The 22,587-nt window shown below is 43.5% G+C and carries 18 protein-coding genes; 14 read left to right on the forward strand and 4 right to left on the reverse strand.

The annotated features are described in order from the left end of the window. The first annotated feature begins 138 nt into the window (after positions 1-138). The 8 genes from rpoB to glmS all read left to right on the forward strand — a co-directional run bounded on the left by rpoB (position 139) and on the right by glmS (position 14,404). Positions 139-4,167 (forward strand): DNA-directed RNA polymerase subunit beta, encoded by a 4,029-nt coding sequence (gene rpoB / locus LQ983_RS06065; protein ID WP_230621974.1) that lies wholly within the window; start codon positions 139-141, stop codon positions 4,165-4,167. Between the two features lie 102 nt (positions 4,168-4,269). Then, positions 4,270-8,538, forward strand: coding sequence for a DNA-directed RNA polymerase subunit beta' (gene rpoC / locus LQ983_RS06070; protein ID WP_230621975.1), 4,269 nt, complete (start codon positions 4,270-4,272; stop codon positions 8,536-8,538). 165 nt (positions 8,539-8,703) lie between these two features. Then, complete coding sequence (gene nudC / locus LQ983_RS06075; protein ID WP_230621976.1) at positions 8,704-9,489, forward strand: NAD(+) diphosphatase; 786 nt, start codon at positions 8,704-8,706, stop codon at positions 9,487-9,489. Positions 9,490-9,495: 6 nt separating this feature from the next. Continuing rightward, on the forward strand, positions 9,496-10,560 hold the full coding sequence (gene hemE / locus LQ983_RS06080; RefSeq protein ID WP_230621977.1) for a uroporphyrinogen decarboxylase: 1,065 nt from the start codon (positions 9,496-9,498) through the stop codon (positions 10,558-10,560). 14 nt (positions 10,561-10,574) lie between these two features. After that, positions 10,575-11,168, forward strand: a complete 594-nt coding sequence (locus LQ983_RS06085; protein ID WP_109104095.1) for a YjaG family protein — start codon at positions 10,575-10,577, stop codon at positions 11,166-11,168. A 162-nt stretch (positions 11,169-11,330) separates the two neighbouring features. Continuing rightward, positions 11,331-11,603: a nucleoid-associated protein HU-alpha gene (hupA, locus tag LQ983_RS06090; protein ID WP_109433217.1), complete on the forward strand. Its 273-nt coding sequence runs from the start codon at positions 11,331-11,333 to the stop codon at positions 11,601-11,603. Positions 11,604-11,739: 136 nt separating this feature from the next. Further along, on the forward strand, positions 11,740-12,516 hold the full coding sequence (locus tag LQ983_RS06095) for a DeoR/GlpR family DNA-binding transcription regulator (RefSeq protein WP_230621978.1): 777 nt from the start codon (positions 11,740-11,742) through the stop codon (positions 12,514-12,516). A gap of 55 nt (positions 12,517-12,571) precedes the next feature. After that, positions 12,572-14,404: a glutamine--fructose-6-phosphate transaminase (isomerizing) gene (gene glmS / locus LQ983_RS06100; RefSeq protein WP_230621979.1), complete on the forward strand. Its 1,833-nt coding sequence runs from the start codon at positions 12,572-12,574 to the stop codon at positions 14,402-14,404. Between the two features lie 77 nt (positions 14,405-14,481). Here the strand turns inward: glmS and LQ983_RS06105 are convergent, their stop codons facing one another. Then, positions 14,482-15,981: a helicase HerA-like C-terminal domain-containing protein gene (locus LQ983_RS06105; RefSeq protein ID WP_111305975.1), complete on the reverse strand. Its 1,500-nt coding sequence runs from the start codon at positions 15,979-15,981 to the stop codon at positions 14,482-14,484. A 126-nt stretch (positions 15,982-16,107) separates the two neighbouring features. Between LQ983_RS06105 and LQ983_RS06110 the strand changes: the two genes are divergently transcribed. The 5 genes from LQ983_RS06110 to gltS all read left to right on the forward strand — a co-directional run bounded on the left by LQ983_RS06110 (position 16,108) and on the right by gltS (position 19,892). Next, positions 16,108-16,776, forward strand: coding sequence for an MOSC domain-containing protein (locus LQ983_RS06110; protein WP_230621980.1), 669 nt, complete (start codon positions 16,108-16,110; stop codon positions 16,774-16,776). 2 nt (positions 16,777-16,778) lie between these two features. Beyond that, positions 16,779-17,252, forward strand: coding sequence for a YchJ family protein (locus LQ983_RS06115; protein ID WP_230621981.1), 474 nt, complete (start codon positions 16,779-16,781; stop codon positions 17,250-17,252). Then, positions 17,249-18,085 (forward strand): virulence factor BrkB family protein, encoded by an 837-nt coding sequence (locus tag LQ983_RS06120; protein ID WP_230621982.1) that lies wholly within the window; start codon positions 17,249-17,251, stop codon positions 18,083-18,085. The genes LQ983_RS06115 and LQ983_RS06120 overlap by 4 nt, the downstream gene beginning before the upstream one ends. Next, on the forward strand, positions 18,082-18,516 hold the full coding sequence (gene dtd / locus LQ983_RS06125; RefSeq protein ID WP_230621983.1) for a D-aminoacyl-tRNA deacylase: 435 nt from the start codon (positions 18,082-18,084) through the stop codon (positions 18,514-18,516). The genes LQ983_RS06120 and dtd overlap by 4 nt, the downstream gene beginning before the upstream one ends. Positions 18,517-18,683: 167 nt before the next feature. Continuing rightward, positions 18,684-19,892 (forward strand): sodium/glutamate symporter, encoded by a 1,209-nt coding sequence (gene gltS, locus LQ983_RS06130; RefSeq protein WP_111305970.1) that lies wholly within the window; start codon positions 18,684-18,686, stop codon positions 19,890-19,892. Between the two features lie 100 nt (positions 19,893-19,992). Here gltS and LQ983_RS06135 read toward each other — a convergent pair whose 3' ends face one another. The 3 genes from LQ983_RS06135 to yejK form a co-directional block, all read right to left on the reverse strand. Next, complete coding sequence (locus LQ983_RS06135; protein ID WP_230621984.1) at positions 19,993-20,691, reverse strand: response regulator; 699 nt, start codon at positions 20,689-20,691, stop codon at positions 19,993-19,995. Positions 20,692-20,739: 48 nt separating this feature from the next. Then, positions 20,740-21,150, reverse strand: coding sequence for an outer membrane protein assembly factor BamE (bamE, locus tag LQ983_RS06140; RefSeq protein ID WP_111296330.1), 411 nt, complete (start codon positions 21,148-21,150; stop codon positions 20,740-20,742). 64 nt (positions 21,151-21,214) lie between these two features. Then, on the reverse strand, positions 21,215-22,237 hold the full coding sequence (gene yejK / locus LQ983_RS06145) for a nucleoid-associated protein YejK (protein WP_230621985.1): 1,023 nt from the start codon (positions 22,235-22,237) through the stop codon (positions 21,215-21,217). A gap of 125 nt (positions 22,238-22,362) precedes the next feature. Between yejK and LQ983_RS06150 the strand changes: the two genes are divergently transcribed. Continuing rightward, entirely contained in the window at positions 22,363-22,584 is a 222-nt protein-coding gene (locus tag LQ983_RS06150) for a YejL family protein (protein ID WP_230621987.1), read from the forward strand. Positions 22,585-22,587 lie beyond the last annotated feature (3 nt).

Here is a 22,587-nt window from a genome sequence, read left to right on the forward strand (position 1 = left end):
TTAATTTGAGCTACCCACTCAAGAAGTAAGGTTCATAGTGCGGTCATCTAAAAACGGTATCTAATGCATTATCACCAATATTTGCCATAAATATTGCGTGTTGATTGTGGGTCACTGAACAGCAAGCAGAGGAACCCTATGGTTTACTCCTATACCGAGAAAAAACGAATTCGTAAAGACTTCGGCAAACGTCCGCAAGTTTTAAATATTCCTTATTTATTAACAATCCAGCTTGATTCTTTTGAAAAATTTATTCAAAGAGATCCTGATGGTCAACAAGGCTTAGAAGCCGCTTTTCGTTCTGTATTTCCGATTGTTAGTACGAATGGAAATACCGAATTACAATATGTCAGCTATCAATTAGGTGAGCCAGTATTTGATGTGCGCGAATGCCAAATTCGCGGCACTACTTATTCTGCGCCATTACGCGTCAAACTACGTTTAGTCAGCTATGACAAAGACGCTGCACCAGGCACGATCAAAGATATTAAAGAACAAGAAGTTTACATGGGTGAGATCCCATTAATGACCGATAACGGTACTTTCGTGATTAACGGTACCGAGCGTGTTATCGTGTCTCAATTACACCGTAGTCCGGGTGTATTCTTTGATAGTGACAAAGGTAAAACTCACTCTTCAGGTAAAGTGCTGTATAACGCACGTATTATTCCTTACCGTGGTTCATGGTTGGATTTTGAATTTGATCCGAAAGATAACTTATATGCACGTATCGACCGTCGTCGTAAATTACCATCAACGATTATCTTGCGCGCGTTGGGTTACACCACTGAACAAATCTTAGATCTTTTCTTTGATAAAGTTGTCTTCGAAATTAAAGATAATAAATTGCTGATGAATTTAATGCCTGAACGTTTACGTGGTGAAACGGCGGCATTTGATATTGAAGCAAATGGCAAAGTGTATGTGGAACGTGGTCGTCGCATCACTGCTCGTCATATTAAAGCATTAGAAAAAGATAATATTAAACAAGTAGACGTACCAACTGAATATATCGTGGGTAAAGTTGCTGCGAAAGACTATGTCAATTTAGATACCGGCGAATTAGTTTGTGCGGCGAATATGGAGCTTTCTCTTGAGGTATTGGCGAAATTAGCACAAGCAGGCTATACCACAGTTGAAACCTTATTCACCAATGACTTGGATTACGGCCCATATATTTCCGAAACATTACGTGTTGATCCGTCTAGCGATCGTTTAAGCGCATTAGTGGAAATTTACCGTATGATGCGTCCGGGTGAGCCACCGACAAAAGAAGCGGCAGAAGCGTTATTTGAGAATTTATTCTTCTCTTCCGACCGTTATGACTTGTCTGCGGTAGGCCGCATGAAATTCAACCGCTCTTTAGGGATTGAAGAAACCACCGGCAGTGGCACATTAAGTAACGAAGATATCGTGAGTGTCATGAAGAAATTGATCGAAATTCGTAACGGTCGTGGTGAAGTAGATGATATTGACCACTTAGGTAACCGTCGTATTCGTTCTGTGGGTGAAATGGCAGAAAACCAATTCCGTATTGGCTTAGTGCGTGTTGAACGTGCAGTGAAAGAACGCTTATCTTTAGGTGATCTGGAAGCTGTGACACCACAAGATTTAATTAATGCGAAACCGATTTCTGCTGCAGTGAAAGAATTCTTTGGTTCATCTCAATTATCCCAATTTATGGACCAAAACAACCCGTTATCAGAAGTCACACACAAACGTCGTATTTCTGCATTGGGTCCAGGCGGTTTAACTCGTGAACGTGCCGGCTTTGAAGTGCGTGACGTACATGCTACCCACTATGGTCGCGTGTGTCCGATTGAAACACCTGAAGGTCCGAACATCGGTTTGATTAACTCCCTTTCCGTTTATGCGCGTACCAACGACTACGGTTTCTTAGAAACACCATATCGTAAAGTCGTGAATGGCCAAGTGACTGAAGAAATCGAATACCTTTCTGCGATTGAAGAAGGTAAATACGTTATCGCACAGGCGAACTCAAATCTTGATGACGAGTTCCGCTTTACCGATGCGTTTGTTACCTGTCGTGGTGAACATGGTGAATCAGGTCTTTATAAACCTGAAGAAATTCACTATATGGACGTTTCTACCCAACAAGTGGTTTCTGTGGCGGCAGCTTTGATTCCATTCTTAGAGCATGACGATGCGAACCGTGCCTTGATGGGGGCGAACATGCAACGTCAAGCCGTACCAACATTACGCGCAGACAAACCATTAGTCGGTACCGGTATTGAGAAAGCGGTAGCGCTTGACTCCGGTGTTGCGGTTGTTGCAAAACGCGGTGGTACGATTCAATACGTGGACGCTTCCCGTATTGTAGTGAAAGTCAATGAAGACGAAACCGTTGCGGGCGAAGCCGGTATTGATATTTATAACTTAATAAAATATACCCGTTCTAACCAAAACACCTGTATCAACCAAATTCCTTGTGTGGAATTAGGTGAGCCAGTTGAGCGTGGTGAAATTTTGGCAGATGGTCCTTCTACCGATTTAGGTGAGTTGGCACTCGGTCAAAATATTCGTGTAGCGTTCATGCCGTGGAACGGTTATAACTTCGAAGACTCCATGTTAGTTTCTGAACGTGTCGTACAACAAGACCGTTTCACCACTATTCACATTCAAGAGCTTTCTTGTGTGGCACGTGATACCAAATTAGGTGCGGAAGAAATTACCGCAGATATTCCTAATGTCGGTGAGGCTGCATTAAGTAAATTGGACGAGTCCGGTATCGTGTATATCGGGGCGGAAGTGAAGGGCGGCGATATTCTGGTCGGTAAAGTGACACCAAAAGGTGAAACCCAATTAACCCCGGAAGAAAAATTATTACGCGCGATCTTCGGTGAAAAAGCGTCTGATGTGAAAGACTCTTCTTTACGCGTACCAAACAGCGTTTCCGGTACCGTTATTGACGTACAAGTGTTTACCCGTGATGGCGTAGAAAAAGACAAACGTGCGTTAGAAATTGAAGAAATGCAGTTAAAACAAGCGAAAAAAGACTTGAGCGAAGAGTTTGAGATCTTGGAAGCCGGCTTGTTTATGCGTGTCCGCAATCTATTGTTGTCCGGCGGTTTCGATGCGAAATCCTTAGATAAATTAGACCGCACTAAATGGTTGGAACAAACCTTAGATAACGAGGAAAAACAACACCAATTAGAGCAGTTAGCGGAACAACACGAAGAATTACGCAAAGAATTTGAACGTAAATTAGAAGTTCAACGCAACAAGATTATCCAAGGCGACGATTTGGCTCCGGGCGTGTTGAAAGTCGTTAAAGTGTACTTGGCGGTGAAACGTCAAATTCAACCGGGTGATAAAATGGCGGGTCGTCACGGTAACAAAGGGGTTATCTCAAAAATTAACCCTGTGGAAGACATGCCATACGATGAAAACGGTCAACCTGTTGAAATCGTATTGAACCCGCTGGGCGTTCCGTCCCGTATGAATATCGGTCAAATCTTAGAAACTCACTTAGGTTTGGCGGCAAAAGGTATCGGTGATCAAATTAACGCGATGATTAAACAACAACAATCTATCGCGAAATTGCGTGAATATATGCAGAAAGCCTATGACCTTGGCGGCGGTTCACAAAAAGTGGATCTCAGCACCTTTACTGACGAAGAAGTGATGCGTTTAGCACAAAACTTGCGTAAAGGCTTGCCGATTGCGACACCGGTATTTGACGGTGCCCATGAAAAAGAAATTAAAGGCTTATTAGAGCTTGGTGGTTTACCGACTTCCGGTCAAATTACCCTTTATGATGGTCGTACAGGTGAGAAATTCGAGCGTCCGGTAACGGTAGGTTACATGTATATGCTCAAATTGAACCACTTGGTTGATGACAAAATGCACGCGCGTTCAACCGGTTCTTATAGTCTTGTTACTCAACAACCGTTGGGTGGTAAGGCGCAATTCGGTGGTCAACGTTTCGGTGAGATGGAGGTGTGGGCACTTGAAGCTTATGGTGCGGCTTATACCTTACAAGAAATGTTAACTGTGAAATCCGATGACGTGAACGGTCGTACGAAGATGTATAAAAACATCGTCAGCGGCAACCAACACATGGATCCGGGCACACCAGAATCTTTCAATGTAATTATGAAAGAAATCCGTTCACTTGGTATCAACATCGACTTGGACGAAGAATAAGTCAGGGTATTGACCCCTATTGAGCCCAAGTGCGGTCGATTTTAAAAACGTTTTGAAAAACGACCGCACTTGAATAAGTTTAACTCCGACAGGAGCAAATCTGTGAAAGACTTAGTTAAGTTTTTAAAAGCACAATCAAAAACCGCTGAAGATTTTGATGTGATTAAAATCGGTTTAGCCTCACCTGACATGATCCGTTCTTGGTCATACGGTGAAGTTAAAAAACCTGAAACAATCAACTATCGTACCTTTAAACCGGAACGTGACGGTCTTTTCTGTGCCCGTATCTTCGGACCGGTAAAAGATTACGAATGTTTGTGCGGTAAGTACAAACGCTTAAAACACCGCGGTGTGATTTGTGAAAAATGTGGCGTAGAAGTCACTCAAACTAAAGTTCGTCGTGAACGTATGGGGCACATTGAATTGGCCTCACCGGTGGCGCACATTTGGTTCTTAAAATCCCTGCCGTCCCGTATCGGTTTATTGTTAGATATGCCGTTGCGTGATATTGAACGCGTACTTTATTTTGAATCTTACATTGTGATCGAACCGGGTATGACCGATCTTGAGCGTGGTCAGTTGTTAACCGAAGAACAATATCTTGACGCGGAAGATCGTTGGCAAGATGAGTTCGATGCCAAAATGGGTGCGGAAGCCATTCAAGCCTTATTGCGCGGTATCGATTTGGAAGCGGAATGCGAAAATTTACGTGAAGAATTACAAGAAACTAATTCCGAAACCAAACGTAAGAAAATCACTAAACGCTTAAAATTATTGGAAGCCTTCTTACAATCCGGCAACAAACCGGAATGGATGGTGATGACCGTATTACCGGTGCTTCCACCGGATTTACGTCCGTTAGTGCCGTTAGATGGCGGTCGTTTTGCGACTTCCGACTTGAACGATTTATACCGTCGTGTCATCAACCGTAACAACCGTTTAAAACGTTTATTGGATTTAATCGCACCGGATATTATCGTGCGTAACGAAAAACGTATGTTACAAGAATCCGTTGATGCGTTGTTAGATAACGGTCGTCGCGGTCGTGCTATTACCGGTTCTAACCGTCGTCCGTTAAAATCATTAGCGGATATGATTAAAGGTAAACAAGGTCGTTTCCGTCAAAACTTGTTGGGTAAACGTGTTGACTACTCCGGTCGTTCCGTAATTACCGTAGGTCCATACTTACGCTTACATCAATGCGGTTTGCCGAAGAAAATGGCGTTGGAATTATTCCGTCCGTTTATCTATGCAAAATTAGAAAGCCGTGGTTATGCGACAACGATTAAAGCCGCGAAGAAAATGGTGGAGCGTGAAGACGCTATCGTTTGGGATATCTTGGCTGAAGTTATTCGTGAGCACCCGATTCTATTGAACCGTGCACCAACATTGCACCGTTTGGGGATTCAAGCATTTGAACCGATCTTAATCGAAGGTAAAGCGATTCAATTACACCCACTTGTTTGTGCGGCGTTCAACGCGGACTTCGATGGTGACCAAATGGCGGTACACGTACCATTAACCTTGGAAGCGCAATTAGAAGCGCGCGCGTTAATGATGTCTACGAACAACATCCTTTCTCCGGCGAACGGTGATCCGATTATCGTTCCATCACAAGACGTGGTGTTGGGTCTTTACTACATGACTCGTGAAAAAGTGAACGGCAAAGGTGAAGGCATGTTATTGCAAGACCCGCGCGAAGCAGAAAAAGCCTATCGTACCGGTCAAGCAGAATTACATTCTCGCGTGAAAGTACGTATTACTGAGTATGTGAAAAACGAAGTCGGTGAGTTTGAATCCAAAACGACGTTAACCGATACCACTATCGGTCGTGCGATTTTATGGATGATTGCACCGAAAGGTATGCCGTTTAGCTTGTTTAACCAAACACTTGGTAAAAAAGCGATTTCTAAGTTAATTAACGAAAGCTATCGTCGTTTAGGCTTGAAAGCCAGCGTTATGTTTGCTGACCACATTATGTATACCGGTTTTGCTTATGCAGCACGTTCTGGTTCTTCCGTTGGTATCGACGATATGGTCATTCCGGCGAAGAAATACGAAATTATTTCTGCGGCGGAAGAAGAAGTGGCTGAAATTCAGGAACAATTCCAATCTGGTCTTGTGACTGCCGGTGAGCGCTATAACAAAGTGATCGATATTTGGGCCGCCGCCAACGAACGTGTTGCTAAAGCCATGATGGAAAACCTTTCAACGGAAGAAGTGATGAACCGTGAAGGGAAACCGGAAAAACAAGCGTCCTTCAACAGCATCTTTATGATGGCGGATTCCGGTGCGCGTGGTTCTGCGGCACAGATTCGTCAGTTAGCGGGTATGCGTGGTTTGATGGCTCGTCCGGACGGTTCGATTATCGAAACCCCGATTACGGCAAACTTCCGTGAAGGCTTGAACGTTTTACAATACTTTATTTCTACCCACGGTGCGCGTAAAGGTTTGGCGGATACCGCGTTGAAAACAGCGAACTCCGGTTACTTAACCCGTCGTTTGGTTGACGTAGCGCAAGACCTCGTTATCGTAGAAGATGACTGTGGTACACACGAAGGTATCGTGATGACCCCGTTAATTGAGGGTGGCGATGAAAAAGTGCCTCTACGCGAACAAGTTTTAGGTCGTGTCGTCGCTGAAGACATCTTAAAACCTGGCTCAGAAGAAGTGTTAATTCCACGCAATACCTTATTAGATGAAAAATTGTGTGACGTATTAGACGAAAATTCTGTGGACAGCGTGAAGGTACGTTCTGTTGTAACCTGTAATACCGACTTTGGCGTGTGTGCGAAATGTTACGGTCGTGACTTAGCGCGCGGTCACCTGATTAACCAAGGTGAAGCCGTGGGTGTTATTGCGGCACAATCTATCGGTGAGCCGGGAACACAGTTAACGATGCGTACGTTCCACATCGGTGGTGCGGCATCTGCAGCAGCCAAAGAGTCTAGCGTACAAGTGAAAAACAACGGTACATTGCGTTTGGCCAATGCGAAATTCGTTACAAATAACGAAGGTAAATTGGTGCTAACCTCTCGTAATACCGAATTAACCGTTGTGGATACCTTCGGTCGTACCAAAGAACACTATAAAGTGCCTTACGGTGCCATTTTGAACAAAGGCGATCAGCAAGATGTAAATGCCGGTGAAACCATTGCGAACTGGGATCCGCATACTATGCCGGTTATCTCTGAAGTGAGCGGTTTTGTAAAATTCGTGGATATCGTGGATGGTTTAACTGTTACCCGTCAAACCGACGAATTAACCGGTCTTTCTTCTATCGTGGTGCAAGACGTGGGTGAACGTGCAACAGCAGGTAAAGACTTACGTCCGGCGATTAAACTGGTTGATGACAAAGGTAATGATATTGTTGTTCCAGGTACTGATGTTGTAGCGCAATACTTCTTACCAAGTAAAGCTATCGTGACCTTAGATGACGGCACAGAAGTGCATGTCGGTGATCCGTTAGCACGTATTCCGCAAGAATCCGTAGGAACGAAAGATATTACCGGTGGTCTTCCTCGCGTGGCAGACTTGTTTGAAGCGCGTAAACCGAAAGAGCCTGCGATTTTAGCGGAAATCTCCGGTATTGTGTCCTTCGGTAAAGAAACCAAAGGTAAACGTCGCTTGTTGATTACCCCGGCAGAAGGCGAAGTGTACGAAGAAATGATTCCAAAATGGCGTCAATTGAACGTATTCGAAGGTGAAATGGTAGAGCGCGGTGATTTAATCTCCGACGGTGCGGAAACACCACATGACATCTTACGTTTGCGCGGTGTACACGCGGTAACCGAATATATCGTGAATGAAGTCCAAGAAGTTTACCGCTTACAAGGGGTAAAAATTAACGATAAACACATCGAAGTTATCGTACGCCAAATGTTACGTAAAGCGATCGTCACCAAAGCTTACGACTCCGAATTCCTTGAAGGGGAACAAGTGGAAGTGGCTCGTGTGAAAATCGTTAACCGTAAACGTGAAGCGGAAGGCAAACCACCGGTGGAATTTGAACGTGAATTATTGGGTATTACCAAAGCGTCCTTGGCAACCGAGTCCTTCATCTCTGCGGCATCCTTCCAAGAAACCACACGTGTGTTAACGGAAGCAGCAGTAGCAGGTAAACGCGATGAATTACGCGGCTTGAAAGAAAACGTCATCGTGGGTCGTCTGATCCCGGCGGGTACCGGTTTTGCGTATCACCAAAATCGTCACAAAAACCCGGCAGTTATCGCTGATGAAGAAGTGCCGCTAAGATTATCGGCCGCGGATGAAGAAGAAATTGCTTCTGAATTCGTTATGACTTCTGAAGATGCTTCCGCCAGCTTAACTGAAATGTTAAACATGGTAGAAGATGACGAGCATGCGGAATAATATTCCCTCGTATAAAAACCCGAGCTAAACCTCGGGTTTTTTTATGGGCATAATTCGCTAAATAAAAAAATACCTTTTATAATGACCGCACTTTTTTCTTCTTAGAACAACAAAGTGCGGTGAAAAATTTAAGCGTTTTTCACGTATGTAAACGGGTATTAAAAAATGAAATTAATTCAAGCTGAAGACAAGGGTTTTTGGCTTTTTACGCAGGGTTCCACCATACATCTTGTTGATGGCAATCTTCCTTTTGGTTCTGCGGCTGAATTAGGTTTAACAGGGCATCATGCGCTTTTTCTTGGCGAGTGGTCAGCGCAACCGTTATATCTCGTGGAGCCTCAACCGAACGATGCGTGTGCGTATTTTTCCTTACGCGATCAGCTGTCATTACCACAGGAACAATTTAATCTGCTTGCTCGTGGCGTAGAATTAAATCATTTTTACCAAACGCATCAATTTTGTGGCAAGTGCGGTGGCAAAACCGAACAAAAATCGGATGAATGGGCGGTACAATGTCAAGTTTGCGGCTTTCGTACTTATCCTGTAATCTGCCCTTGTGTGATTGTTGCCGTTCGGCGCGGTTCGCAAATTTTGTTAGCAAATCATATGCGCCACAAAGGCGGTATGTACACGACGCTGGCAGGTTTTGTGGAAGTGGGTGAAACCTTTGAAGAGGCTGTACACCGTGAAATTTGGGAAGAAACACAGATTAAAGTGAAAAATTTACGCTATGTTGGCAATCAGCCGTGGGCATTTCCTAATTCGCAAATGGTGGGTTTTTTGGCTGATTACGCAGCAGGAGAAATTCACGTCCAACCGGAAGAAATCTATGATGCGCAGTGGTTTGATTGCGAACAGCCTTTGCCTGAATTGCCGCCACATGGCACTATTGCGCGTAAATTAATTGAAGCAACGCTTGTTTTATGTCAACAAGATAAAAATAAATCATGAGGTTTTATGAGCACATTAAAAAATGACCGTTATTTAAGAGCCCTTTTACGCCAACCTGTGGATATGACGCCGATTTGGATGATGCGCCAAGCGGGGCGTTATTTGCCGGAATACAAAGCCACTCGTGCGCAAGCCGGTGATTTTATGTCCTTGTGTCGTAATGCAGATTTAGCCTGTGAAGTGACATTACAACCGTTGCGCCGTTATGCTTTGGATGCCGCGATTTTATTTTCTGATATTTTAACGATTCCTGATGCCATGGGGCTCGGCTTAAGCTTTGGCGCCGGTGAAGGGCCGAAATTTGAACGGGTTATTGATAGCAAAAGTGCGGTGGAAAATTTACCTATTCCGGATCCGGAACAAGAACTGCAATATGTGATGAATGCGGTGCGCACGATTCGTCGTGAACTCAATGGAGAAGTGCCCCTTATCGGCTTTTCCGGGAGTCCGTGGACATTGGCCACTTATATGGTAGAAGGCGGATCTTCGAAAGCCTTTACGAAAATTAAAAAAATGCTGTATAGCGAACCGCACTTATTACACGCCTTGTTAGATAAACTGGCAGACAGCGTGATTCTTTACTTAAATGCGCAAATTAAAGCCGGCGCCCAGGCGGTCATGGTGTTTGATACGTGGGGCGGCGTGTTGGCGCATCGTGAATATCCGGAGTTTTCCTTGCGTTATATGCACAAAATCGTAGATGGTTTGATTCGCGAGCATGAGGGGCGTCGTGTGCCGGTCACCTTATTTACCAAAGGTGGCGGATTATGGTTAGAAGCCATTGCCGACACCGGTTGTGATGCGGTAGGCTTGGATTGGACGGTGGATATTGCTGAGGCACGTCGTCGCGTAGGGCATAAAGTGGCATTACAAGGCAACATGGATCCGAGCGTACTCTATGCGCCTGCCGACCGAATTGAAGACGAAGTGCGGTCAATTTTAGCGGCGTTTGGTGAAGGGAGCGGCCATGTATTTAACCTTGGGCATGGCATTCATCAGGATGTGCCGGAAGAAAGCCCGAAAGTGTTGGTGGATGCCGTACATCAGCTCTCTAAACCTTATCATCGCTAAAGTGCGGAGAAAAAATGATGCGAAATCCGATTCAGAAACGTTTAGAAAATCTCGCTACTTGGCAACATTTAACTTTTATGGCGTGCTTGTGTGAGCGAATGTATCCCAACTACCATTTATTCTGCCAAATCACAGAACAGCCACAAAACGCCAAGGTATATCACAATATTTTGAATTTAGTGTGGGAATATTTAACGGTTAAAGATGCTAACATTAATTTTGAAAATCAGTTAGAGAAGTTAGAAAACATTATTCCCGATGTGAATGACTATGATTTTTACGGTGTTGTACCGGCGTTGGATGCCTGTGAGGGGCTTGCTGAAGTGTTGCATACGATCATTGCCGGCGATTCATGTATGCAAGCGGTTAAATTGAGTGAACTTTCTCTGCAAACGGTGGCAGATTTATTAGTCGAGCAAAATGGCCGTGAATTATCCGAAGCAGAATTAAAGGAAACGGAAGAAATTCAGCAGGAATTAGACGTGCAATGGCAGATTTATCGTGCATTGAAAGAGGCTGAAAAACACAACGTTGAGTTGATTTCTGATTTAAAAAATGAGTTACGCGAGGTGGGAGTTTCAAATATTTGTGTGAAAATTGACCAATAATGTGATTTTTTCCACAAATTTTAAAAATCCTGCTTTGTTTTCAAGGCAACTTAGATTAAGCTTTGCCTGCACTCACTGCAGTGATTCTGGCTTATTGAATAAGGTATCTTAAAATACATATTCAGCCACTGTTAAATTTTTAAAAATAGAAGGTACTAATCTATGAACAAAACAGATTTAATTGATGCTATTGCAAGCGCCGCTGAATTAAATAAAAAACAAGCTAAAGCAGCTTTAGAAGCAACTTTAGATGCAATCACCGAAAGTTTAAAGAAAGGTGATGCCGTACAATTAATCGGTTTCGGTACATTTAAAGTAAACGCGCGCAAAGAACGTACCGGTCGTAATCCGCAAACTGGCGCAGAAATTAAAATTGCGGCTTCTAAAGTGCCGGCATTCGTTTCTGGTAAAGCATTAAAAGATGCTGTTAAATAATTAGTTCTGATATTTAATCTTTAAACCCTGTTTCTAGTAAACAGGGTTTTTTGTTGCCTATCTTTTTATTTACATCCTTTCTAAATGGCTATAAACTTTCGAACCGAAATTTAACTGGAACTATTTTGGTTTGGAAATGACTAAACGACACATTCAGCCTCGCAATACCCAACAACGCCGCCATGGCATCATGCAGTTATTGCTTGAGCGTGGAGAAGTCAGTGTTGAACAGCTTGTTCAGCTGTTTGATACCTCGGAAGTAACAATTCGTAAAGATTTAACTGTTTTAGAAAACAACGGTTTCTTAGTACGCCGTTACGGTGGTGCGATCTTGATGCCACAAGAACTCATTGAGGATGAACAGGAAGATTTTCTTTCGGAACGAAAGTTGTCCATTGCTAAACGGGCAGCCGAACGTATTTTAGATCACAATCGCATTATTATTGATAGCGGCACCACAACGGCGGCGTTGATTAAACAGTTGAACAACAAGCAAGGATTGGTGGTGATGACCAATTCTATGTATGTGGCGAATGAACTGCGTTCTCTAGAAAATGAGCCCACCTTATTAATGACGGGGGGGACATGGGATAAAGCTTCAGAGTCTTTTCAAGGTAAAGTGGCGGAGCAGGTATTGCGTTCTTATAACTTTGACCAGCTGTTTATCGGTGCTGATGGAATTGATTTTGAACGGGGAACGACAACGTTTAACGAGTTAGTTGGTTTAAGTCAAGTGATGGCAGAGGTGGCTCGCGAAGTAATTGTGATGGTGGAATCACAAAAAATAGGGCGGAAGATGCCTAACGTTGAATTGGTATGGCAACAAATTGATGTATTGATTACGGACAATTTGTTGTCGGAAGAAAGTAAAAAACGCATAGAGGCACATGGCGTGGAAGTCATTTGTGCTTAAAAGTGCGGTTGTTTTGCTGAGTGTTTTTTAAATTGAATTTAGGAGAGCAAAATTTATGTGTGGAATTGTTGGTACAGTCGCTCAACGTGATGTGGCAGAAATTTTAATTAACGGATTACATCGCCTTGAATATCGCGGTTATGACTCGGCCGGTTTAGCCGTGGTGGATGCACAGCACGAATTACGACGTATTCGTTGTTTAGGTAAAGTTAAAGCGCTTGATGAGGCGGTAGAAAAATCGCCGATTATTGGGGGCACCGGCATTGCGCATACCCGTTGGGCAACCCATGGTGCGCCTTCAGAAGATAACGCCCATCCGCACGTTTCCGGTAATTTCGCCGTAGTGCATAACGGCATTATCGAAAATTATGAAGAATTACGGACATTGCTAAAATCCCGTGGTTATATTTTTACTTCTCAAACCGACACAGAGGTGATTGCGCATTTGGTGGAATGGGAAATGCGCAGTACAGAAAGTTTATTGGTTGCGGTACAAAAAGTCGTGAAGCAACTGACCGGCGCGTATGGTATGGTCGTGATGGATCGCATGCATCCGGAACATTTAGTGGCGGCTCGTTCCGGTAGCCCATTAGTGATTGGTTTAGGGATAGGTGAAAATTTCCTCGCCTCCGACCAACTTGCATTATTAAGTGTCACCCGCCGTTTTATTTATTTAGAAGAAGGGGATATTGCGGAAATTACCCGCCGTTCTGTGGATATTTACGATCGCGATGGTAATAAAGTGGAACGTGGTATGAATGATTCCAATGCTGAGAATGATGCGGCAGAGAAAGGAAAATTCCGTCACTACATGCAGAAAGAAATTTACGAACAACCGACCGCACTGGTAAACACCATGCAAGGGCGTTTGACACATGATAATTTAGTCATTGAATCCATTGGCAATGGGGCAAAAGCGATTTTAGAAAATGTAGAACACATCCAAATCGTGGCCTGTGGTACCTCGTATAATTCTGGTATGGTGGCACGTTATTGGTTTGAAAGCTTAGCCGGCATCAGTTGCGATGTGGAAATTGCCTCCGAATTTCGCTATCGCAAGTTTGTGACCCGTCCGAACAGTTTATTGGTCACCATTTCTCAATCAGGTGAAACCGCTGATACCTTGGCGGCATTACGCTTGGCAAAACAAAAAGGTTACATGGCGGCCATGACCATTTGTAACGTGGCCAGCTCCTCGTTGGTGCGCGAATCGGATTTAGCCTTTATGACCCGTGCAGGCGTGGAAATCGGCGTCGCGTCCACCAAAGCCTTTACGACACAGTTAACCGCGTTATTAATGTTGGTGGTTGCGGTCGGTAAAGCGAAAGGTGCTATCTCAGCAGAGAAAGAACAGGATATCGTGAAAGCGTTAGAGGCGTTACCGGCAGAAATTGAAAAAGCCCTGGCTTTTGATCAACACATTGAACAGCTCGCGGAAGATTTTGCTGAAAAGAACCATGCATTATTTTTAGGCCGAGGCGCGTTTTATCCGATAGCCATGGAAGCCTCGCTAAAATTAAAAGAAATTTCTTATATTCATGCGGAAGCCTATGCTGCCGGCGAATTGAAACACGGTCCGTTAGCATTAATTGACGCCGATATGCCGGTGATTGTGGTGGCACCAAACAATGAATTACTGGAGAAAATCAAATCCAATATTGAGGAAGTTCGCGCACGCGGCGGTCAGTTGTATGTTTTCGCTGATAAAGAAGCCGGATTTACCGAAGCCGATGGCATGAAAATTATCACCATGCCGACGGTAAGCGAAATCACCGCGCCGATTTATTACACGGTACCGATGCAGCTGTTGGCCTATCACATTGCGCTCATTAAAGGCACCGATGTGGATCAGCCACGTAATTTAGCGAAAGCCGTCACGGTGGAATAATTCCCCTAAAAACAGCGGAAAAAATAACCGCACTTTGGTTGTTCAGATCAAAGTGCGGTTATTTTTTATGATGAATTTTACTTCTTAAGCGCGCCCAAAATGCCACGCATAATTTGTTTGGTGATTTGGCTGCGGATGTTGCGTCCTACGGCTTTGGCGACGCCGCTGACCAGCTCTTCCGTTACGGTCAGTTGTTCACCGCGTTTTTTGGTGCCGAAAATCATGCGGCTAAGGCTACCCATAATGCCGTTTTCTTCTTCCTGCTTGGCCTGTTCCGCTTGTTTTTGCGCTACAGCGGCTAAATCCGCTTGTTGGTTTAACACCTCAAAAGCAGATTCGTTATCCACATAATCTTTATAGAAGGCATACAAATCGTCGTCTTTCACCCAAGCGGTGCGTTGTTCGGCAGTAATCGGCGCGAGTTGGCTTTTCGGTGGGAAAATGTAAGCAATTTCCACCGGTGTCGGCATGCCTTTTTCATCTAAGAACGAGACTAATGCCTGACCTACGCCGAGTGTTGAAATGGTTTCAACCACATTAATGTTTGGGTTGGAACGGAAGGTTTCCGCGGCTGATTTCACGGCCTTTTGATCGCGTGGCGTAAAGGCGCGCAAGGCGTGTTGCACGCGGTTGCCTAATTGACCAAGTACGGTATCCGGTAAATCCAATGGGTTTTGGGTCACGAAATAAATGCCCACGCCTTTGGAACGAATCAAACGCACAACCTGTTCTACTTTATCTACTAATACGCTTGGTGCGCCGTCAAACAGCAAATGCGCTTCGTCAAAGAACATCACGAATTTCGGTTTGTCGGGATCGCCCACTTCCGGTAGCTGTTCAAACAACTCTGCCATCAACCAAAGCAAGAATGCACTGTACATACGCGGAGAGTTAATGAGCTTTTCCGAATTCAGTACATTGATAACACCGCGTCCATCACGGGTTTGTAGCCAATCATCCAAATTTAGTGCAGGCTCGCCGAATAAATTGGCCGCACCTTCGTTTTCTAAGGTTAATAAGGCACGTTGAATGGCGCCCACGCTGGCGGCGGACACGTTGCCATATTCCACTTGGAAGGTTTTGGCATTTTCCGCTACATATTTCAACATAGCACGCAGGTCTTTTAGGTCGATAAGCAATAAGCCTTTGTCATCCGCCACACGGAACACGAGGTTGAGCAAGCCTTCTTGCGTCGCGTTGAGGTTTAATAAACGGGAGAGCAACAACGGCCCCATTTCGGAAATGGTGGTGCGTAGCGGAATGCCGGTTTCGCCGAACACATCCCAGAAGGAGACTGGGTAGCCGCTTAAATAGCTTTCACCGCCTAAATTGAATTGTTCGATACGCTCGGCAATTTTGCCCTGCATCGCACCCGGTTGCACTAAGCCGGAAAGGTCGCCTTTCACATCCACTAAAAACACAGGCACGCCGTCGTCACTAAAGGCTTCCGCCATTTTGCGTAATGTCACGGTTTTACCTGTGCCGGTGGCGCCGGCGATTAAACCGTGGCGGTTCGCCATTTTCGCGGTGATACCAAGTTGTTGGTTTTGGCTGGTTTGGGCGAGTAAATATTGCATATTTTCATTCCTAATTGATTGCGTATTAAGCGAGGCATGATATTTAAAAAAGCCAGTGCGGTCAAAAAAGATTATGTTTTTACGGTATAATTTACCTCCTTTCATTTATGCAGTTTGGGGTGACGTATGTCCAATGCGGAAATTTTAGTGATTAAAATCGGTCAAGTGCAGTCTTTAACATTTGCGGATGGTTCGTGTTATGAAAGCGCCATTCGCAAGCAACCGGTAGAAGCTGTGAATATTCATTCGCTCGGTGCGGAAGGCAATGATGTGGGATTAAAAGCCCATCACGGCGGCGTGGATAAGGCGCTTTTTTTTATGTCGGCAGATTCTTTCCCTGCGTTAAATGCGTTATTGGATGAAAATTTTTCTTATCAAGGCACTGCGGTTTACGGCGAGAATTTTGTGGTTTCTGAATTGAATGAAGATTCCGTATGCGTAGGAGATCGTTTTCAAATCGGTTCTTGCGTGGTGGAAGTGTCGCAGCCGCGTAAACCTTGTGAGCGTTTGTCGAAAAATACCAACAATTCGAATACACAACAAACCGTGTATCGTTCCGGCTGGTCGGGCTGGTATGTACGGGTGGTACAAGCGGGCGTCATCCATAAAGGTGATCGGCTGGTATTGTTGAGCCGTCCGCATCCTGGATTTACCATTCGCCATTTGAACCGTTTATTGTCAGCCCCCGAACACACGGACGAGTTAGAACAAGCCTTGGCGCTTGAGGTGTTGGCACCGGCCTTTAAGCGTTCGTTAAATTCACAACTGATGAAATTACAAGAAAAACAGAGCTAAATATGACCGCACTTTTAGATTCGATTTGCCCTTGTCAGTCAAATAAATCTTACGAGGATTGTTGTAGGCGTTTTCATACACATACGCAATTCCCTGAAACCGCTGAGCAACTCATGCGTTCCCGCTATGCCGCTTATGTGTTGAAAAATGTACCTTATATTGTGGAAACCACCGTACCAAGCCAACAGGGGTTACTCAACGTACAAGCTATTCAAACATGGGCGGAGGAAACACAATGGGTCGGATTAAAAATTTTGAACACGGAAAGCTTAACGAAAACCCAAAGTGCGGTGGAATTTAACGCCGTTTTTCAAGGTGAGGAGGGGGAACAGACGCATCATGAGCGGTCGATTTTTGTGAAAATTGACGAGCGTTGGTATTTTGTCGATCCAACCGTGCCGCTACCGACGATGAAACAACCTTGCGTGTGCGGTTCCGGCAAAAAATTTAAGCATTGTTGCGGAGGCTTTTTATGATTGAGTGGAAAACGTTTTGTACGATCTTTTGGCAGCGTTTTAATCAGAATAAATTAACCCAAGCCGCCGGTTATTTAACTTACAGCACCATGCTTGCCATTGTGCCGTTGATTATGGTGGTGTTTTCTATTTTTTCGGCATTTCCGGTATTTAATGAAGTAACGGGGGCGTTGAAAGAGTTTATTTTCACCAATTTTGCCCCGTCGGCAAGTGACATGGTGGGTCAGTACATTGATGAATTTGTGAATAATTCCAAAAAAATGAGTGCGGTGGGGATTATCAGCTTGATTGTCGTGGCACTAATGTTGATTAATTCTATCGATCGCACGCTAAACAGCATTTGGCATGATACCGGCACGCGACCGATTTTTACGTCTTTTGCGATTTATTGGTTGATTCTGACACTTGGCCCGCTGTTAGTTGGCGTCAGTATTGCCGCCAGTGCTTATGTGAAAACCATGTTTGAGAGCGCATCAAACTTTTCTTTCGGTTTAAAACTGTTGAGTTTTGTGCCGTTTTTATCCACGTGGTTTATTTTTACCCTGATTTACATGGTGGTACCGAATAAGAAAGTTAGTATCAAACATTCTGCCGCAGGTGCGCTGATTGCCGCTGTGTTTTTTACCTTGGGTAAGCAGGCGTTTGCTTGGTATATCGTGACGTTCCCGTCTTATCAATTAATTTATGGCGCCATGGCCACCTTACCAATCATGTTGCTATGGATTCAGTTAAGCTGGACGGTGGTATTACTCGGCGCACAATTAGCGGCAGTATTGGAAGAAGTGCGGTCGAAAAAAATGATGAATTTGGAACAAAGTGAGGAAACAAAATGATCGCATTAATTCAGCGTGTCTCCAGTGCAAAAGTGGAAGTTGACGGTGAAATTGTTGGGCAAATTGGCAAAGGTCTGCTGGTGCTGTTAGGCGTGGAAAAGGATGATGACCGACACAAGGTAGATAAGTTGGCGGAGAAAGTCCTGAATTATCGTGTTTTCAGCGATGCAGATGACAAGATGAATTTGAACGTACAACAAGTGGCTGGTGAAGTCTTGGTGGTGTCGCAATTTACGTTGGTGGCGGATACACAAAAAGGGCTTCGTCCGAGCTTTTCCAAAGGCGCAACACCATCGTTAGCAAACGAACTTTATGAATATTTTGCACAAAAGTGCGGTGAAAAAGTGAACGTGGAATGCGGCCGATTTGCAGCGGACATGCAAGTCAGTCTAGTAAATGAGGGACCGGTCACATTTTGGTTAAATAGTTAGAAATTGAGAAAATCTTTTTGAGTTTTTTGTAGAAGCGATGTTTTTTTTCTGTTAAATTGAAATTCCTTTTGTGATTAATAGAAATTTTTATTCTTCGCATAAATTTATTTTATATAAAATCATCAACGATGATTTCGTATAAATAATCATCAGAAAGAGGCTGTTCTATGAATTTTAATACCTATGAAACCCTTGCTTTGGCAGGCTTTGTGCTCTTGCTAGGATACTTTTTAGTAAAACGTATCTCCCTATTAAAAAACTACAATATTCCGGAACCTGTTGTTGGCGGTTTTCTTGTCGCGATCATCTTAACGATGTTATATCAAGGTTGGGGTATTTCTTTTACCTTTGATACGAATTTACAAACATCAATGATGTTAGTCTTTTTCTCTTCTATCGGTTTAAGTGCTAACTTTGCCCGATTGATTAAAGGTGGAAAACCCTTAATTATTTTTGTGGTTGCCGCAGGGATTTTGATTGCATTACAAAATACGGTAGGTGTTGCCGGTTCTTTGTTGCTTGGGATTGATCCTGCTTACGGTTTGATTGCCGGTTCGGTTACCTTAACCGGTGGTCATGGTACAGGTGCAGCGTGGGCCAAAACCTTTACTGAAACATTTGGCTTACAGGGTGCGACAGAGCTTGCTATGGCCTGTGCAACATTCGGTTTGGTGTCCGGTGGGATTATCGGTGGACCGGTAGCGCGTCATTTATTGAAAAAAATGCACCGTGATGAAAGCCCGGAAAATGAAGACAATAGCGACATTCAAGAAGCGTTTGAACACCCGACTTTCCAACGTAAAATCAATACCCGTTCATTAATTGAAACCATCACTATGTTGGCCTGTTGTTTACTTATCGGTCAATTCTTAGATGCGCAAACAAAAGGCACCGCACTTGCATTACCTACCTTTGTATGGTGCTTATTCACTGGGGTAATCATTCGTAACACATTAACTCATATCTTCAAATTTAATGTGGCGGATTCGGCCGTTGATGTGTTAGGTAACGTTGGTTTGTCTCTGTTCTTGGCTATTGCATTAATGTCTTTGAAATTATGGCAATTGGCCGGCTTGGCATTACCGGTAATGGTAATTTTAGCGGTTCAAGTTGTTTTAATGGCAGCATTTGCAATCTATGTGACTTATCGCATGATGGGCAAAGACTATGATGCGGTTGTGTTAAGTGCCGGTCACTGTGGTTTCGGTCTTGGTGCGACACCAACAGCTGTTGCAAATATGCAAGCAATTACGAGCCGTTTTGGACCATCACACAAAGCATTCTTAATTGTGCCAATGGTTGGTGCATTCTTTATTGACCTGGTGAATGCCGCCGTATTGAAAGGCTTTATGGTTGTGGTGACATCCCTACATTAATTACCAGGTATTTAGTCATAAAAAAGAACCCTATTGAGAAATCAATAGGGTTTTTCTTTGACTGAAATCTTCTAAAAGTGCAGTCTATTTGGACGGCGATTTAGTTATTTTTAAGCAGAATATACCCTTTGCCTCTGACGGTTTTAAACCAAGGTAATCCATTTTCTCGGCTAGGCAATTTTTTGCGCAAATTGGACATATGCATATCAATGGCTCGGTCAAAAGGTGTTAATAACTTATTGAGGATTGCCACGCTTAATTCCTCGCGCGTAATCAGTATGTTTGGGCGTTTGATGAATTGGAGAAGCAAAGCAAATTCAGTGTGGGTTAATTCAATAGGGGAACTACCAAAAAAAAGTTGCTGGGTTTCCGGATGAAGGGTCAATAAATCAAATTTAATTTGCTCTGCTGTAGCTGAATGTGATTCGATAAAGTTGGCTTGTTGCCCGCTCCGACGCAAAAGCATTTTTATTCTGATAATCAGCTCATGAGCGTTAAAGGGTTTTACCAAATAATCATCTGCACCCAGCTCTAAGTACAGGATTCGACTCATCGCATCATTTTGGGCGTTTAAGATGATAATCGGTGTGGAATAATGTTTCCGGATTTGTTTGAGAGTTGCGATGCCGTTCCATGTGGGAGCAATAACATCTAATAAGATAAGATCGTAAGACAGATCAAGTTGCTGTGCTATTTGATCTGTCTTTGCGATAGTGACCCGGAAACCTTCCAATGTCAGGAAGTTGGCGAGCAATTCAGATAATTCAGTATCATCATCGACAAGTAAGATTTGGGGCATAAAGAAAACCGTGTTTATGTCAATCTATATGATGAAACTTTAAGACTATTACCAGAATTTCCACCAGCTCTTTGAGGGAGTGCTTGGTCCGTTGATAATCGTATTGTTGACTTCTGCTTGGCCGCTATTTGGTAATGCTTTATCTAAATCGACGTTAGTCACAATACCACGTTGGTCAAAGTTGACGACCAATGTATGTTGGTCCGGTGTTTCATAAGCTTTTTGTTGTAGGAAAACGTAGTACCAAGTTTGGTTGCTGTATGGATCGATGAGAACCGGCGTACCTAACAAGTACTGAACTTGCTGTGCTGTCATACCGGTCTTAACTTGAGCCACAGTTTCTGCTTGCAAGTAGTTGCCTTGCGGCACGTCAATACGATAAACAATTTTGTTAACGCTCGAACAGGCAGTTACGCTGAGTGCCAAAATGAGTGTGGTGAGAACAGATTTGAATTGCATTTTTGCTTTTTATCCTCTGTAAATAGTTGCAATGATCATACTGAAAGTTTAGTGCATTGCCAAATTAATTCAATGCTTTTAACCGTCGCTGTAATTGATCCCGTAAATTCGGTGGAAGCCCTTTGATGGTTAAAGTATCGGCTGCCTCATCCCAAATGATTCTCTGATCAATTAATTCGGCATCAAAGCTAATGGTAACGCCTTTGCCGGAGCCAGAAAATTTGGTCAACGATTTAAGTGCGGTGCGTACCGGCGGAATATTTTCTTCCAGGTCGTAGTTTTGTTCTTGGGTAAACGCCATAAACGGTTGCTGGTTTAGAGTTGGCAGCTCATTGGAAAGTTCCGCTAATTCAATTTCTTCTCCGCTGTTTAATTGACCTTTGCAATATTCAAATACTTGTTTTTTCACCGCTTGCGTTTGTTCTCGGTTTAATTCGCCTTGGACACAATAATCATCAACCGCTTGTAATAAGCATTGGTTTTGTACTTGTGGATTTAATCCTTCCTCCGCCCCAAGAAAATCCATAAAAAAGTCAGCAATTTTCCGTCCAACGCGACCTTTAATGAAGGTTAAATAGCGGTTTGAATTGGCATTCAGTTGTAAATCCGTCAAGTTAATCCGGGCGGCAATGTCGAATTGAGTAATATCAAGATATTCTGTACGTTGAATTTCTAATTGTTCGTTAACTAGCATACTGATTCGGCTGTCTAGCAATGCTATAAATAAATAGTCGGTGGCTAAAAAGTTGTACTGACACAGCACCAATGTACCGTTATCAGCAAAGTTATACTTGCTTAATTCGTTGATGAGTAAATGTGTGGATTCATGACTAAAAGGCAGAAAGTCCGTTTCGTTTTCCAGTAAGCGATTCAAACTTTGTGCAAAAACAGATGATTCCTGAAAGATGCCATAGCCTTTGGCTTTATTTTGATAGCCTTGATGAAGTTGTAACATCATTTGTTCCACTTCCGGCGTGATAGCAAGTAATTGTTCGCGCAAAACAGCGGTTAATTGAGGAGAATTTTCAGCTTCTTCATTGGATTTAACAAGTTGATGAAGAATGATTTGTTTAACGGTAATGCTCATAAATTTGCCTCTAAAAAATTTCCGCTATTATAACCGCACTTTTTAACAGAACTAACAAAATATGTTAGGATTAGCGCAATTATCAGTTAATATAAACGGCATTTTAAACCGGTAAATTATTCATTATGGCAATCCAATCTAAATATCAAGATAAACAAATCGATACGATCTTAAATGACATGATTGCAGTGCTTGAGAAACATCAAGCCCCTTTAGACTTATCCTTAATTGTTCTCGGTAACATGACCACAAATTTACTTACCGGCAGCGTGGGCAAGCAGCAGCAACAAGTTTTAGCACAAGCATTTTCTGATGCCTTACTCAACTCTATTAAAACGGCAAAATAATTA

This window comes from Aggregatibacter sp. Marseille-P9115 (assembly GCF_920939465.1).
Lineage (GTDB): Bacteria > Pseudomonadota > Gammaproteobacteria > Enterobacterales > Pasteurellaceae > Aggregatibacter > Aggregatibacter segnis_B.

Excerpts from the sequence above, each read along its gene's own strand:
- rpoB (WP_230621974.1), top strand. The coding sequence starts at position 139 with ATGGTTTACTCCTATACCGAGAAAAAACGAATTCGTAAAGACTTCGGC.
- nudC (WP_230621976.1), top strand. The coding sequence starts at position 8,704 with ATGAAATTAATTCAAGCTGAAGACAAGGGTTTTTGGCTTTTTACGCAG.
- hemE (WP_230621977.1), top strand. The coding sequence starts at position 9,496 with ATGAGCACATTAAAAAATGACCGTTATTTAAGAGCCCTTTTACGCCAA.
- LQ983_RS06085 (WP_109104095.1), top strand. The coding sequence starts at position 10,575 with ATGATGCGAAATCCGATTCAGAAACGTTTAGAAAATCTCGCTACTTGG.
- hupA (WP_109433217.1), top strand. The coding sequence starts at position 11,331 with ATGAACAAAACAGATTTAATTGATGCTATTGCAAGCGCCGCTGAATTA.
- LQ983_RS06095 (WP_230621978.1), top strand. The coding sequence starts at position 11,740 with ATGACTAAACGACACATTCAGCCTCGCAATACCCAACAACGCCGCCAT.
- glmS (WP_230621979.1), top strand. The coding sequence starts at position 12,572 with ATGTGTGGAATTGTTGGTACAGTCGCTCAACGTGATGTGGCAGAAATT.
- LQ983_RS06105 (WP_111305975.1), bottom strand. The coding sequence starts at position 15,981 with ATGCAATATTTACTCGCCCAAACCAGCCAAAACCAACAACTTGGTATC.
- LQ983_RS06110 (WP_230621980.1), top strand. The coding sequence starts at position 16,108 with ATGTCCAATGCGGAAATTTTAGTGATTAAAATCGGTCAAGTGCAGTCT.
- LQ983_RS06115 (WP_230621981.1), top strand. The coding sequence starts at position 16,779 with ATGACCGCACTTTTAGATTCGATTTGCCCTTGTCAGTCAAATAAATCT.
- LQ983_RS06120 (WP_230621982.1), top strand. The coding sequence starts at position 17,249 with ATGATTGAGTGGAAAACGTTTTGTACGATCTTTTGGCAGCGTTTTAAT.
- dtd (WP_230621983.1), top strand. The coding sequence starts at position 18,082 with ATGATCGCATTAATTCAGCGTGTCTCCAGTGCAAAAGTGGAAGTTGAC.
- gltS (WP_111305970.1), top strand. The coding sequence starts at position 18,684 with ATGAATTTTAATACCTATGAAACCCTTGCTTTGGCAGGCTTTGTGCTC.
- LQ983_RS06135 (WP_230621984.1), bottom strand. The coding sequence starts at position 20,691 with ATGCCCCAAATCTTACTTGTCGATGATGATACTGAATTATCTGAATTG.
- bamE (WP_111296330.1), bottom strand. The coding sequence starts at position 21,150 with ATGCAATTCAAATCTGTTCTCACCACACTCATTTTGGCACTCAGCGTA.
- yejK (WP_230621985.1), bottom strand. The coding sequence starts at position 22,237 with ATGAGCATTACCGTTAAACAAATCATTCTTCATCAACTTGTTAAATCC.
- LQ983_RS06150 (WP_230621987.1), top strand. The coding sequence starts at position 22,363 with ATGGCAATCCAATCTAAATATCAAGATAAACAAATCGATACGATCTTA.